The sequence below is a fragment of the Streptomyces sp. NPDC039465 genome, from assembly GCF_055639315.1.
The window spans coordinates 908,474-921,110 of sequence record NZ_JBVKAP010000001.1; the positions used below are offsets into that span (position 1 = coordinate 908,474).

General features: G+C 71.0%; 11 protein-coding genes. 5 read left to right on the top strand and 6 right to left on the bottom strand.

Features of this window, described 5'->3' with window-relative positions; translation table 11 throughout:
- Positions 1 to 30 precede the first annotated feature (30 nt).
- A complete protein-coding gene (locus ACZ7LT_RS04195) occupies positions 31 to 615 on the bottom strand; it encodes a biotin transporter BioY (RefSeq protein ID WP_471233952.1) in 585 nt (194 codons plus the stop codon).
- A 252-nt stretch (positions 616 to 867) separates the two neighbouring features.
- Between ACZ7LT_RS04195 and ACZ7LT_RS04200 the strand changes: the two genes are divergently transcribed.
- The 3 genes from ACZ7LT_RS04200 to ACZ7LT_RS04210 all read left to right on the top strand — a co-directional run bounded on the left by ACZ7LT_RS04200 (position 868) and on the right by ACZ7LT_RS04210 (position 4,609).
- The gene (locus ACZ7LT_RS04200) at positions 868 to 2,253 is read left to right on the top strand and encodes an amino acid permease (protein WP_471233955.1); all 1,386 of its coding nucleotides are present in this window, start codon (positions 868 to 870) and stop codon (positions 2,251 to 2,253) included.
- Positions 2,254 to 2,395: 142 nt separating this feature from the next.
- Entirely contained in the window at positions 2,396 to 3,796 is a 1,401-nt protein-coding gene (locus ACZ7LT_RS04205; RefSeq protein WP_471233958.1) for an amino acid permease, read from the top strand.
- A gap of 165 nt (positions 3,797 to 3,961) precedes the next feature.
- Entirely contained in the window at positions 3,962 to 4,609 is a 648-nt protein-coding gene (locus ACZ7LT_RS04210) for a superoxide dismutase (protein ID WP_471233962.1), read from the top strand.
- Between the two features lie 112 nt (positions 4,610 to 4,721).
- On the opposite strand, the gene ACZ7LT_RS04215 is transcribed toward ACZ7LT_RS04210, so the two are convergent.
- On the bottom strand, positions 4,722 to 5,357 hold the full coding sequence (locus tag ACZ7LT_RS04215) for a mycothiol-dependent nitroreductase Rv2466c family protein (RefSeq protein ID WP_471233965.1): 636 nt from the start codon (positions 5,355 to 5,357) through the stop codon (positions 4,722 to 4,724).
- 132 nt (positions 5,358 to 5,489) lie between these two features.
- Here ACZ7LT_RS04215 and pepN point away from each other — a divergent pair, with 132 nt between their 5' ends.
- The gene (gene pepN, locus ACZ7LT_RS04220; RefSeq protein ID WP_471233969.1) at positions 5,490 to 8,051 is read left to right on the top strand and encodes an aminopeptidase N; all 2,562 of its coding nucleotides are present in this window, start codon (positions 5,490 to 5,492) and stop codon (positions 8,049 to 8,051) included.
- A 375-nt stretch (positions 8,052 to 8,426) separates the two neighbouring features.
- The gene (locus tag ACZ7LT_RS04225; protein ID WP_471233973.1) at positions 8,427 to 9,410 is read left to right on the top strand and encodes a hypothetical protein; all 984 of its coding nucleotides are present in this window, start codon (positions 8,427 to 8,429) and stop codon (positions 9,408 to 9,410) included.
- A gap of 12 nt (positions 9,411 to 9,422) precedes the next feature.
- Here the strand turns inward: ACZ7LT_RS04225 and ACZ7LT_RS04230 are convergent, their stop codons facing one another.
- From ACZ7LT_RS04230 to ACZ7LT_RS04245, 4 genes are all read right to left on the bottom strand, one after another.
- The gene (locus ACZ7LT_RS04230) at positions 9,423 to 10,601 is read right to left on the bottom strand and encodes a serine hydrolase domain-containing protein (protein WP_471233978.1); all 1,179 of its coding nucleotides are present in this window, start codon (positions 10,599 to 10,601) and stop codon (positions 9,423 to 9,425) included.
- A gap of 89 nt (positions 10,602 to 10,690) precedes the next feature.
- Positions 10,691 to 11,146: an NUDIX hydrolase gene (locus ACZ7LT_RS04235; RefSeq protein WP_471233982.1), complete on the bottom strand. Its 456-nt coding sequence runs from the start codon at positions 11,144 to 11,146 to the stop codon at positions 10,691 to 10,693.
- Positions 11,147 to 11,193: 47 nt separating this feature from the next.
- Complete coding sequence (locus ACZ7LT_RS04240; protein ID WP_471233984.1) at positions 11,194 to 11,676, bottom strand: HPP family protein; 483 nt, start codon at positions 11,674 to 11,676, stop codon at positions 11,194 to 11,196.
- Positions 11,677 to 11,739: 63 nt separating this feature from the next.
- A complete protein-coding gene (locus ACZ7LT_RS04245) occupies positions 11,740 to 12,624 on the bottom strand; it encodes a pyridoxamine 5'-phosphate oxidase family protein (protein ID WP_471233988.1) in 885 nt (294 codons plus the stop codon).
- Between the last annotated feature and the right edge of the window lie 13 nt (positions 12,625 to 12,637).

The window sequence follows — 12,637 nt, forward strand, 5'->3', positions numbered from 1 at the left end:
CGAGGCCTGTGCTCCTGAGGGACCCTGGTGTCAGCCCTTGCGGCCGACGAGCTTCCAGGCGGTGGGCAGTGCGCCCATCGCCAGGGCTGCCTTGAGCGCGTCACCGATCAGGAAGGGCGTCAGGCCGACGGCGACCGCCTGGGAGAGCGACATGCCGGTGGCGAGCGCGAGGTACGGGACGCCGACGGCGTAGATGATCAGGGAGCCGAGCGCCATCGTGCCGGCCGTGCGCAGGACCGAGCGGTCGGCGCCGCGGCGGGCGAGGGCACCGACGACGGTGGCGGCGAGCAGCATGCCGAGGATGTAGCCGAAGGAGGGCATGCCGTAGCCGGAGGTGGCCTGGGCGAACCACGGCACGCCGGCCATGCCGGCCAGCGCGTACAGCGCGAGGGAGAGGAAGCCGCGGCGGGCACCGAGGGCGGTGCCGACCAGCAGGGCGGCGAAGGTCTGGCCGGAGACCGGGACCGGGGAGCCGGGGACCGGCAGGGCGATCTGGGCGGCGATACCGGTGAGCGCGGCGCCGCCGACGACCAGCGCGATGTCACGGGTCCGGCTGGCCGGCAGCAGATCGGCCAGAACCGCTCCGGTACGGACGGGGGCGGCGGAAACGCTCATCGGGGACTCCGAGGGTGAGGGCAGATGGGGACCCCGTGACCGTAATCCAGGAGTGAACGCCCGATCACCGTCAGCCGCCCACAAAGCCGGGGTCGAGCGCTTCATGGAGATCCAACAAAGGGCACGCGGTAAGCACCGTGGGGCGTGATACTCATCACTGGCCGCGACACGGCAAGAGGTCCATTTTGCGCCAGAGGACGGTCACCGGAGAGACTGTGGGGTCTCCATAAATCCCCGTGAGAGTACGAGTTGATGCACGACGCGCCGCCCAGCCCCCTGGCCACCGAGCCGGAGCCGCTCTCGCACGGTCTGAAGCAACGGCATCTGACCATGCTCGGCCTGGGCGGGGTGATCGGCGCCGGACTGTTCGTCGGCTCGGGCGCCGGGATCGCGGTCGCCGGCCCCGGCATCGTCCTGTCCTATCTGATCGCGGGCACCCTCGCCATGCTGATCATGCGGATGTTGGGCGAGATGTCGGCGGCGATGCCGGCCTCGGGGGCCTTCTCCGTGCACGCGGAGCGGGCGCTGGGCCGCTGGGCCGGGTTCTCGGTGGGGTGGCTGTACTGGTTCCTGCTGGTGGTCGTCCTCGCGGTGGAGGCGACCGGCGCGGCGCGGATCGCGCACGGCTGGGTGCCGGGGATCCCGCAGTGGACGTGGGTGCTGGTCTTCATGGTGGTGTTCACCGCCACGAACCTCGCGGCCGTGAAGAACTTCGGCGAGTTCGAGTTCTGGTTCGCCGCGCTCAAGGTCGGCGCGATCGTGCTCTTCCTCGCCCTCGGTCTGCTGGCGATCGTCGGCCTGCTCCCGGACACCGACCCGGTGGGCCTGGCGAACCTGACCGGTCAGGGCGGCTTCCTGCCCAACGGCTGGTCGGGCGTGATCTCGGGCGTTCTCGCGGTCGTCTTCGCCTTCGGCGGCCTGGAGGTCGTCACCATCGCCGCCGCCGAGTCCGACGACCCGGCCCGCAATGTGGCCCGCGCGGTGCGCAGCGCGGTGTGGCGCATCCTCTTCTTCTATGTCGGCTCGATGCTCGTCATCGTGACCCTGCTGCCGTGGACGTCGATGCAGCCGGGGCAGAGCCCGTACGTGGCCGTGCTTGACGCGATCGGGGTGCCGTCGGCCGGACAGATCATGAACATCGTGGTGTTCGTGGCGCTGCTGTCCGCGCTCAACGCCAATCTCTACGGCTCGTCGCGGATGATCTTCTCGCTGGCCGAGCGGGGCGAGGCGCCCGCCGGTCTGCTGAAGGTCTCGGCGGGCGGGGTGCCGCGGCGTGCGGTGCTGGCGTCGGTGGCCTTCGGCTTCGTCTCCGTGCTGCTCAATCTGAAGTGGCCGGATTCGGTCTTCCTCTACATGCTCAACGCGGTCGGCGCGGTGCTGCTGTTCGTGTGGGGTCTGATCGCGCTGTCGCAGCTGAGGCTGCGCCGGCGGATCGAGCGCGAGGCGCCCGAGACGCTGACCTTGAAGATGTGGGGCTTTCCCTGGCTGAGCTGGGCGGCGCTGGCGGCGATGGCGGCCGTGCTGGTGCTGATGCTGTACGACGACGCCTCGCGGCCGCAGGTGCTGTGGTCCGGGGCGGCGACCGCGGCGGTGCTGGCGGTGGCCGTGGGGCGCGAGCTGCGCACCAAGCGGAAGTGAATCTTCACCTTGTGTGAAGATCGTGACCGTATAGCGGACATCTGTTCCCTGTAAGCGGTGCACCCGCCCAGACTGTGGCCTCGTTGTCCCGCGTTCCCTCGCGCGTTTCCCCCTATCGGCCACTGAACCACAGGGCAGGCTCATGTCCCGGACCACCGCGCCCGCGCCCGTCGACCGCAAGGACGACGGGGCGACGCTCTCCCACGGACTCAAGCAGCGCCATCTGTCGATGATCGCCCTCGGCGGTGTCATCGGCGCCGGACTCTTCGTCGGTTCCGGCGCCGGCATCGCCGCCGCGGGGCCCTCGATCGTCCTCGCGTACGCGATCTCCGGACTGCTCGTCATGCTGGTGATGCGCATGCTCGGCGAGATGTCGGCGGCCAATCCGGCCTCCGGCTCCTTCTCCGTCCACGCCGAGCGGGCCATCGGCCCCTGGGCGGGCTTCACGGCGGGGTGGGCCTTCTGGTTCCTGCTCTGTGTCGCCGTGGGTCTGGAGGGCATCGGCGCCGCCAAGATCATGACGGGCTGGTTCCCCGACAGCCCGGAGTGGGCCTGGGTGGCGCTGTTCATGCTGGTCTTCTGCGTCACCAACCTGGCGGCGGTGAAGAACTTCGGCGAGTTCGAGTTCTGGTTCGCCGCGCTCAAGGTCGGCGCGATCGTGCTCTTCCTGGGCATCGGCGTCCTCGCCATCGTCGGCGTACTGCCCGGCTCGGACGCCCCCGGCACCACCAACCTCACCGGCGACGGCGGCTTCCTGCCGAACGGCTCCGAGGGCCTGATCGTCGGACTGCTCGCCTCGGTCTTCGCGTACGGCGGCCTGGAGACGGTCACCATCGCCGCCGCCGAGTCCGAGCACCCGGTCCAGGGCGTCGCCAAGGCCGTCCGTACGGCCATGTGGCGGATCGCGCTCTTCTACATCGGCTCGATGGCGGTCATCGTCACGCTCGTCCCGTGGAGCGACAAGGCCGTGGTGGAGAAGGGCCCGTACGTCGCCACCCTCGACCATCTGGGCATCCCGGCGGCCGGCCAGATCATGAACGTGGTCGTGCTGGTCGCCCTGCTGTCGGCCATGAACGCCAACATCTACGGCGCCTCCCGGATGGCCACCTCGCTGGTCGCCCGCGGCCAGGGCCCGAAGGCGCTCGGCCGGACCTACGGCGGTGTGCCGCGCGTGGCCGTGCTGGTCTCCTCGGTCTTCGGCTTCGTCTGTGTGCTGCTGAGCTACTGGCGGCCCAACGACATCTTCATCTGGCTGCTGAACACGATCGGCGCGATCATCCTCGTCGTCTGGTTCTTCATCGCCGTCTCGCAGCTGCTGCTGCGCCGGCGGACCGAGCGCGAGGCGCCCGAGAAGCTGGTCGTGAAGATGTGGGCGTTCCCCGTGCTGACCTGGGTGGCACTGGCCGGCATGGCGGCGATCTTCTTCCTGATGGCCCGTGAGGAGGGCACCCGGGTCCAGCTCTACTGGACCGGCGGTCTGACCCTGCTGCTCGCCGCGATCGGCTTCGTACGCCAGAAGGCGGCGGCGCGCCCGGCCGACTGACCCGCCCCGACCGCCGTACGGCCCGACCCCCGAACCCCCGCCGGTTCGGGGGTTTCGCCGTTCCGGGGCCCCGGACCTAGGACGAAGGGCTGATCAACTTCAACAGTAGGTGCTGTTAACCTGCAACTGCGAACAGGTTGCAATAAGCGGTCGAAGGGCTCGGCAATGGCGATCTACACACTTCCGGAACTGCCGTACGACTACGCGGCTCTGGAGCCGGTGATCAACCCGCAGATCATCGAGCTGCACCACGACAAGCACCACGCTGCGTACGTCAAGGGCGCCAACGACACCCTCGAGCAGCTCGAGGAGGCCCGCGACAAGGAGGCCTGGGGGACGATCAACGGTCTGGAGAAGAACCTCGCGTTCCACCTCTCCGGCCACATCCTGCACAGCATCTACTGGAACAACATGGCCAGCCCCAAGGGCGAGGGCGGCGGCGGCGAGCCGCTGGCCGCCGATGGTGTGGGCGAGCTCGCGGACGCGATCACCGAGTCCTTCGGCTCCTTCGCCAAGTTCAAGTCGCAGCTGACCAAGGCGTCGGCCACCACCCAGGGCTCCGGCTGGGGCGTCCTCGCGTACGAGCCGATCAGCGGCCGGCTGATCGTCGAGCAGGTCTACGACCACCAGGGCAACGTCGGCCAGGGCTCGGTCCCGATCCTGGTCTTCGACGCCTGGGAGCACGCCTTCTACCTCCAGTACAAGAACCAGAAGGTCGACTTCATCGAGGCCATGTGGCAGGTCGTCAACTGGCAGGACGTGAACAAGCGCTACCAGGCGGCCAAGGCGTCCGTCCCGCTGATCTCCTTCTGACCGGAGCCCTCAGTCGTCCTGCTCGTGATCGTCTTCTCAACCTTCACCGGCAGGCGGAAAAAGGAACGACCCCCGTGAGGACGTAACTCACGGGGGTCGTTCGGTTCAACGACTACTCGAAGCTGGGGCCCGCCGTGCGGGTGCGCTTGATCTCGTAGAAACCGGGCGTCGACGCCACGAGCAGCGTGCCGTCCCACAGCCGGGCGGCCGCCTCGCCCTTGGGCGCCGGGGTGACGACCGGGCCGAAGAAGGCGATCTGCTCGCCGTCCGGGCCCGGCACCGCGATGACCGGCGTGCCGACGTCCTGGCCGACCTTGTCGATGCCCTCCTGGTGCGAGGCGCGCAGCTCGGCGTCGTACGCGTCCTTGTCGGCGTACGCGAGCAGATCGGCCGGCAGGCCCACCTCCTCCAGCGCCGCGGCGATCACCTCGGGCGTGACGCCCAGGCCTTCGTTGTGGATCCGGGTGCCCAGCGCGGTGTAGAGCGGGCCGAGGACGTCGTCGCCGTGCAGCTGCTGGGCGGCGATCGCCACCCGCACCGGGCCCCAGGCCGTGGTCGCCAGCATCTCGCGGTACTCCTCGGGCACCTGGTCGAGCTTGTCCTCGTTGAGGACGGCCAGGCTCATCACCCGCCAGCGCACGTCCACCGGGCGGACCTTCTCCACCTCCAGCATCCAGCGCGAGGTCATCCAGGCCCACGGGCACAGCGGGTCGAACCAGAAGTCGGCGGTGGTCCTGCTCTCGGACATGTCTCTCCTCGTGGGCGTGTGCGATGTGCCTCGGAGGCAACGCCACCGGCCACCGGGCGCATTCCCCGGGTGCCGCGCGTCAGGGCCGCGTGGGAGGATCGCTGCTGTCCAACGAGCCACGAAGGAGTGCCCGTGCCCGGTGAGAATCTGTCCCGCGACGAGGCCCGCGCGCGGGCCGAGCTGCTGTCCGTCGACGGGTACGAGGTCGCCCTCGACCTGCGATCGGCGGTCGGTGACACCGAGGAGGGGACGGGCCCGCGCACGTTCCGCTCGGTGACCACCCTCCGCTTCCGCCGGACCGGGGCCGGGGAGCGCACTTTCGTCGATCTCGTCGCCCCCTCGGTGACCGCGGTGACCCTCAACGGGCGGGAGCTGGACCCGGCCGTCGTCTTCGACGGCGCGCGGATCGCGCTGGAGGGCCTCGCCGACGAGAACGTGCTGGTCGTGGACGCGCAGTGCGCCTACAGCCGCACCGGCGAGGGTCTGCACCGGTTCGTCGACCCGGAGGACGGCGAGGTCTACCTCTACACGCAGTACGAGCCGGCCGACGCGCGCCGGGTCTTCGCCACCTTCGAACAGCCCGACCTGAAGGCGCCGTTCCGCTTCGAGGTGTCCGCGCCCGAGGGCTGGACGGTCTGGTCGAACGGCGTGGGCGAGCGGGACGCGGACGGAGTGTGGCGGTTCGCGGAGACCGCGCCGATCTCCACGTACATCACCTGTGTGGTGGCCGGGCCGTACCACTACGTCACCGACACCTACAAGCGCGGCGAGCTGGAGATCCCGCTCGGCGCGATGTGCCGCAAGGGGCTCGCCAAGCACTTCGACGCGGACGACATCTTCCTGATCACCAAGCAGGGCTTCGACTTCTTCCACGACCACTTCGACTTCCCCTACCCCTTCGGGAAGTACGACCAGGCGTTCGTCCCCGAGTACAACCTCGGCGCGATGGAGAACCCCGGCATGGTGACCTTCCGCGAGGAGTTCATCTTCCGCGGGAAGGTGACGCAGGCGTCGTACGAGGGCCGGGCCAACGTCATCCTGCACGAGATGGCGCACATGTGGTTCGGCGACCTGGTCACCATGGTGTGGTGGGACGACCTGTGGCTGAAGGAGTCCTTCGCCGACTTCATGGGGTCCTTCTCGCTCGCCGAGGCGACCCGGTTCACCGACAGCTGGGTGACCTTCGCCAACAACCGCAAGGCCTGGGCGTACCGCGCCGACCAGCTGCCGTCCACGCACCCGATCACGGCCGACATCCGTGACCTGGAGGACGCCAAGCTCAACTTCGACGGCATCACGTACGCCAAGGGCGCGTCGGTGCTCAAGCAGCTGGTGGCGTACGCCGGGCGCGACGCGTTCCTGGAGGGCGCGCGGCGCTACTTCACGCGGCACGCGTACGGCAACACGCGCCTGGGCGATCTGCTGTCGATCCTGGAGGAGACGTCCGGGCGGGACATGAAGGCCTGGTCGCGGCTGTGGCTGGAGACGTCCGGGGTCAACACGCTGACGCCGGTGGTGACGTACGACGCCGCCGACCGCATCACCGAGCTGGCCGTGCTCCAGGACGGGGACGTACTGCGGCCGCACCGGGCGGCGGTGGGTCTTTACCGGCTGAACGCGGGCGGGGAGCTCGTCCGTTACGCCCGCGCCGAGGTGGACGTGGTCGGGCAGCGGACCGTCGTGGCCGAGCTGGTGGGTGCCTCGAAGCCGGATCTCGTCCTCGTCAACGACGACGACCTGACCTACTGCAAGATCCGCTTCGACGAGGGCTCGCTCGCCACGCTCCGGGCGCATCTCGGGGACATCACCGACCCGCTCGCGCGGGCGCTGTGTTGGTCCGCGCTGTGGAACCTGACCCGTGACGCGCTGATGCCCGCGCGGGACTTCATCCGCCTCGTGCTGGACTTCGCCGGCCGCGAGTCGGAGATCGGTGTGCTGCAGATGCTGCACGCCTGGACCCGGTCCGCGCACACGTACTACGCGGCGCCCGAGTGGCGCGCGGAGGGGGCGCGGCTGCTCGCCGAGGGCGCCCTGAAGGAGCTGCGGCTGGCCGCGCCGGGCAGCGAACACCAGCTGATCTGGGCGCGCTTCTTCGCCGGGGCGGCGACCACGGACTCCGACTTCCAGCTGCTCGAAGGGCTGCTCGACGGCAGCGGGAAGATCGACGGGCTCGATGTCGACCAGGAGCTGCGGTGGGCGTTCCTGCTGCCGCTCGCCGCGCACGGCCGGGCGGACGAGGCCCGTATCGCGGCGGAGCTCGCCCGCGACGACACGGCGTCGGGCAAGCGGCACGAGGTGCGGTGTCTGGCCGCGCGGCCGTCCGAGGCGGTGAAGGCGCAGGCGTGGGCGGCGGTCGTGGAGTCGGACGCGCTGTCCAACGCGTTGGTGGAGGCGACGATTTCGGGCTTCACGCAGCCGTCGCAGCGGGCGCTGATCGCGCCGTACGCGCCGAAGTACTTCGAGGCGATCGAGCGGGTCTGGCAGGAGCGTTCGATCCAGATCGGGATGGACGTGGTCCGGGGGCTGTTCCCGATGCTCCAGGACGACGAGGGCACCCTGATCGCCACGGACACCTGGCTGGAGTCCCACGCCTCGGCGGCTCCGGCCCTGCGCCGCCTGGTCCTGGAGGCCCGCGACGACCTGGCCCGCGCGCTGCGCGGCCAGGCGTGCGACGCGGGCACGCCGGTGGTCTGATCCGCGCTTGCCACGGCCCCTCGGGTTCTGCCCGGGGGGCCGGGCCGACCCCGACTGCCCGGCGAGTGAGCCGAAGGGCGCGCGGCTACCGAAAGGGATGGGGGTCCCCCACCGAAGGCAGGGGGAGCGCGGAGGTCCCCAAGGAACGAGGGGACCGAGCACGATCGACCGTCGGGAGACGCTCAAAGCGCCCGGTGGGGGTCCCCCCGGCGAAGCCAGGGGGAGAACCGAGCCTAAAAAAAGAGGGGTGAACACCCGCACGGAGTAACCCCCTTCGGCACTCGAACGCCCGTACTTTAGGACGGTGTTGTCCCTAAATGTCGACGGGTGTGTAACAGAGGTTAGGGGGGCCTTCCCTGGCGGAACACCCTCCGCATGAACAACACCCCTCTCTCCCCCCGCCCCCTCCCGCTCCCCCACCTCACCGACGGCCGCCAACGCGTCCTGACCTCCGCACAGTTGAGGGCGCACGGCGTGACCGGCGCCGAGATCGGCGCGCAGTGCCGGGCCGGTGGGCCGTGGCAGCAGGTGCTGCCCGGTGTGTATGTGCTGCACCCGGGGCCACCGACCAGTGAGGAGCGGCTCCAGGCCGCGCTGCTGTACTGCGGAGCCGGGTCACCGGCGATGATCACCGGCCTGGCGGCGCTCGCGCTGCACCAGTTCTCCTCCGTGCCCCCGCTGTTGTCGCTCGACCGGATCGACGTGCTGGTCGGCCGGACCCGGCGGCTGCGCTCCACCGGCTGGGTGCAGATCGTCCGGGCGCAGGAGATGCCCGAGGCCGAGGAGGTCACCGGGCTGCCGGTCGCCCCGGTCGCCCGGGCCCTCGCGGACGCGCTCACGCAGGTGACCGACCCCACCGCCGTACGCCGGCTGCTGACCGAGGCCGTCCGCAGCGGACACTGCGAACCGGGGTCGGTGGTACGGGAGTTGAACCGCGCGCGGCTGCTGTCCCGGCCTCATGTGGTGGATGCCGTGGACTCGCTGCTCGCGGAGGGCCGGGCCATGGCGGAGGACCGGCTGTACGAGATGGTGCGGGCCTACGCGCTGCCGGATCCGCTGTGGAACGTGGATCTGCGGCTGCCCGGCGGCCCGCACCTCGGTGGTGTCGACGCCTACTGGCCCGACCAGGCCGTCGCCGTCGAGCTGGACACCCGCGCCCCGCGCCAGGACGAGGACGCGCTGTGGTCGGAGTACACCCGCAAGCGGGAGCACCTGGAGCGGCTCGGCATCACCGTCGTGCACCTCACACCGCGCAAGCTCCGGGACTCCCTGGAGCAGCAGGCGAGCGTGGTCCGTACGGCGCTGATGGCGTCGACGGACCGGGCCCCCTCCGCGTATGTCGTCGTCCTGCCCCGTTGAGAGGCTACGGGCCTACTTGCCGCAGAACTCCGCCTCGACGACCGGCCGGCTGTCACCGGTCCAGTCGCCGTTGAAGTTCATCGCGAGGGAGTGGCGGGCGTCGCGGGTGACCAGCGCCTCCGAGGACGAGCCGTGGATGCCGCCGCCGTGGCCCCAGACCTCCGTGCCGCAGCTCAGCTTCTGCTTCATCAGCCCCAGTCCGTAACCGAAGTCGGCGTCGCCCATCTTGACGGAGACGGTGTCGGTCATCGCCTTCAGCTGGGCCGGCGGCAGCAGTTCGCCGCCGAGCAGCGCGCGGTAGAAGCGCTGCAGATCACCGGAGTTGGAGATCATCTCGCCCGCCGCGTGGGCGAGGGTCGGGCTCAGCTCGGTGACGTCGTGGGTCGGGTCGCCGGGCTTGGGGTCCTGGGTGAGCTTGGAGTACGCCCGGCCGCTGGGCTTCGGCATGGTCACGTCCTTGCCCGGGACGGTGGTGGAGCGCAGCTTCAGCGGCTTGATGATCCGGCGCTCGACCTCCTTTCCGTACGGCCGGCCGGTCGCCTTCTCGATCACCATGCCGGCCAGGACGTAGTTGGTGTTGGAGTAGTTCCAGGACGTGCCGGGCGCGAAGTCCGGCTTGTGGGTCATGGCGATGGCCACCAGCTCGCGCGGGGTCCAGGTGTCGTAGCGGTGCTCCAGGAAGCCGGGGCCGAAGATCTTGGCCTGAAACTCCGCGTCGCTGGTGACGCTGTAGACACCGCTGGTGTGGTTGAGGAGCTGGCGCAGGGTGATGCGCCGGCCGTCGTGGCCGTTGCCCTTGACGACTCCGGGGAGCCAGCGGTCCACGGTGTCGTCCAGGTCGAGGCGGCCCTCGGCCTCCAGTTGGAGCAGGACGGTGGCGACGAAGGTCTTGGTGATGGAGCCGACCCGGTAGACGTCCTGGCCGTGGCGTTCGCGGCCGGTCCTGAGGTCGGCGACCCCGGCCGAACCGGTCCAGGTGTGCCGCCCGTCCCGGGCCTGGGCGAGCGCGCCGGGGACGCCGTCGGCGACAGCGGCCTCCAGGGCCCGCTGGGTGGCCCGGTGTCCGCCGCCGGACGTCTCCGGCGCGGGGCCGGAGGCGTTCGCCACCGTGGGCACGGTGAGGGCGACGGCGGCGGCCACCGCCACCGCCGCGAGCGCCGTGCGGACCGGTCGAACCGTACGTACTGACATGCGAGCTCCCCTGCTCGTCGACTGTGGTCGTGGGGCAGGACTCCGCGGTGGTGTGGAGCGTTGAGCGCTGCCCGGGGGTTGAGCGGCTTTCAGCCGTTGTGCGCGACTCGGCCGAGGGCCGGTCGCTCACGCCACAGCGCGAGGCCCGTATCGACCAGTTCGACCCGGTCGAGTCCGGCCACGTCGGCCAGGGGGTACCAGGCGGCGCGGTCGGTGGAGCCGCCGGTCTCGTGGCGCAGCTCGCCGCCGGTGACCTGGCAGGCGTAGACGATGCGCAGGCCCTGCCAGTCGGCGTGGGTGCCCAGGCGGCGGGAGTAGCGGCGGCGTATGGAGTCGACGCCGAGCAGCGCGGTCGCCTCCACTCGGTAGCCGGTCTCCTCCTCGACCTCGCGCACGACCGTGTCGAGCGGGTCCTCGCCGTGGTCCATGCCGCCGCCGGGCAGCGTCCACTGGCGGGTGCCGTCTCGGGCCACCCAGCGGGCGAGCAGGATCTCGTCGTCCCTGACGCATACGGCGTAGGCCGCCACCCTCAGCTCCTCGACCATGGGAGGAGACTAAGGGCGGCCACTGACACAGCGGGTGGGCGGGGCGGCTACCACCAGTAGGAGGGGTAGGCCCGGCCGGTCGCCCGGGAGCCGGCGACACCGACGGCCACCAGCAGGGCGCAGGCGAGCGCGAGGAGGCCGAGGAAGCTCCACAGCGGTGGGTCCTGCAGGGCGACGATCACGGCGGTGGCCGCGGCCGGCGAGTGGGGCGTACGGGCCAGCATCATCACGCCGAGCGCGAGTCCGCCGGCGACCGCCGCGCCCCAGGGGCCGGGCCCCGCGGCGGCGAGGACGGCGAAGCCGGTGAGGGCGGAGAGCAGTTGGCCGCCGACGACCGAACGGGGTTGGGAGAGCGGCAGGTCGGGCGCTCCGGCGACCAGGGCCATGCTGGCGGCGAGCGGTGGGATCAGCAGCGGCTGGTGGACCAGCGCCCCGGCAGCGACGACGGTGAGGAGCGCGGCGACGCTGACGGCCGAGGCGGTGAGCAGCGTACGGGTGCGGGGTCTGGCCGGGGCCGCGGAGGCGGTCACCGGGGCCGCGCCGGGTTCTGGGCGGCGTCGGTGGTGATGGCCGCGACGCGTTCCGCGGTCATGTCAGGCTCCTTCGGGCAAGGGCGGGTTGGCCGGTGAGTACGTGGGTGCGGACCAGCGCAGGGGGCTGGCCCCTGGCGTCTCCACGGTCCGCCGGATCTCGAAGCGGGTGGTCCGGCCCTCCGGGGTGAAGGCGGTGCGGGCCGTTCCGGTGAGCTGGAGGGTGGTGCCGGTGGACCAGTCGAGGAAGAGCAGCCCGGCGCGGCCGTCGGTCTCCAGGTTTCCCAGAGTCAGGAACATGGCGTTGCCGGGGTAGTCGGGCCAGCTGAGCGTGGTGGGCGAGTCGACCCGGACGAAGCCGGGGTTGCCGCCGCGGTGGCCGGCGTCGACGCCGTCGGGGGCGACGGTGGCGATGAAGAAGGTGTCGGCGGCGCGGACGAACCGTTCCTGGTCGGGGGTGAGCGGTCCACCGCGCCGCGCGGCACCCGGCCGGGTGTGCCGGTCGGGCTCGTACAGCTCGCGTTTCTGGAGGTACTTCGGGCAGTTGGAGAAAACCTGCTCGGCGGTGACGACGACCCCGCGTGCGCTGGGGCGGGCAGTGCCGTTGAGCCGCATGCGGCGGCGGGTGCGGGGGTCGAGGGCGAGGGTGCCGACGAGAGCCTCGCCCTCGAACGTGCCGGCCAGCGGGTCGCCGGCGGGGAGGGGACCCGCGACCGAGATCGTGCCGGGTCCCGTGGCCCGTACGAAACCGGGGTCGCCGGTGGCCAGGGAGCTCCACACCCGGCCCTCGGGGTCGGCCGCGCCGAGCACCAGCATGGGCTGGAGCTCCAGGAAGGCGGCGGCGACGGGGCGGATGCCGGAGCCGATGGAGCGGCCGACGTGTTCGGCGAGCTCACGGACCCCGACGCGGGTCTGGACGGCGAGGGAGCCGGGGTTGTACGGGTCCATGGGGGCCTCCGGA

What these genes read in the sequence shown, in the direction of transcription:
- ACZ7LT_RS04195 (WP_471233952.1), bottom strand. Translation starts at nt 615, where the DNA reads ATGAGCGTTTCCGCCGCCCCCGTCCGTACCGGAGCGGTTCTGGCCGAT.
- ACZ7LT_RS04200 (WP_471233955.1), top strand. Translation starts at nt 868, where the DNA reads ATGCACGACGCGCCGCCCAGCCCCCTGGCCACCGAGCCGGAGCCGCTC.
- ACZ7LT_RS04205 (WP_471233958.1), top strand. Translation starts at nt 2,396, where the DNA reads ATGTCCCGGACCACCGCGCCCGCGCCCGTCGACCGCAAGGACGACGGG.
- ACZ7LT_RS04210 (WP_471233962.1), top strand. Translation starts at nt 3,962, where the DNA reads ATGGCGATCTACACACTTCCGGAACTGCCGTACGACTACGCGGCTCTG.
- ACZ7LT_RS04215 (WP_471233965.1), bottom strand. Translation starts at nt 5,357, where the DNA reads ATGTCCGAGAGCAGGACCACCGCCGACTTCTGGTTCGACCCGCTGTGC.
- ACZ7LT_RS04225 (WP_471233973.1), top strand. Translation starts at nt 8,427, where the DNA reads ATGAACAACACCCCTCTCTCCCCCCGCCCCCTCCCGCTCCCCCACCTC.
- ACZ7LT_RS04230 (WP_471233978.1), bottom strand. Translation starts at nt 10,601, where the DNA reads ATGTCAGTACGTACGGTTCGACCGGTCCGCACGGCGCTCGCGGCGGTG.
- ACZ7LT_RS04235 (WP_471233982.1), bottom strand. Translation starts at nt 11,146, where the DNA reads ATGGTCGAGGAGCTGAGGGTGGCGGCCTACGCCGTATGCGTCAGGGAC.
- ACZ7LT_RS04245 (WP_471233988.1), bottom strand. Translation starts at nt 12,624, where the DNA reads ATGGACCCGTACAACCCCGGCTCCCTCGCCGTCCAGACCCGCGTCGGG.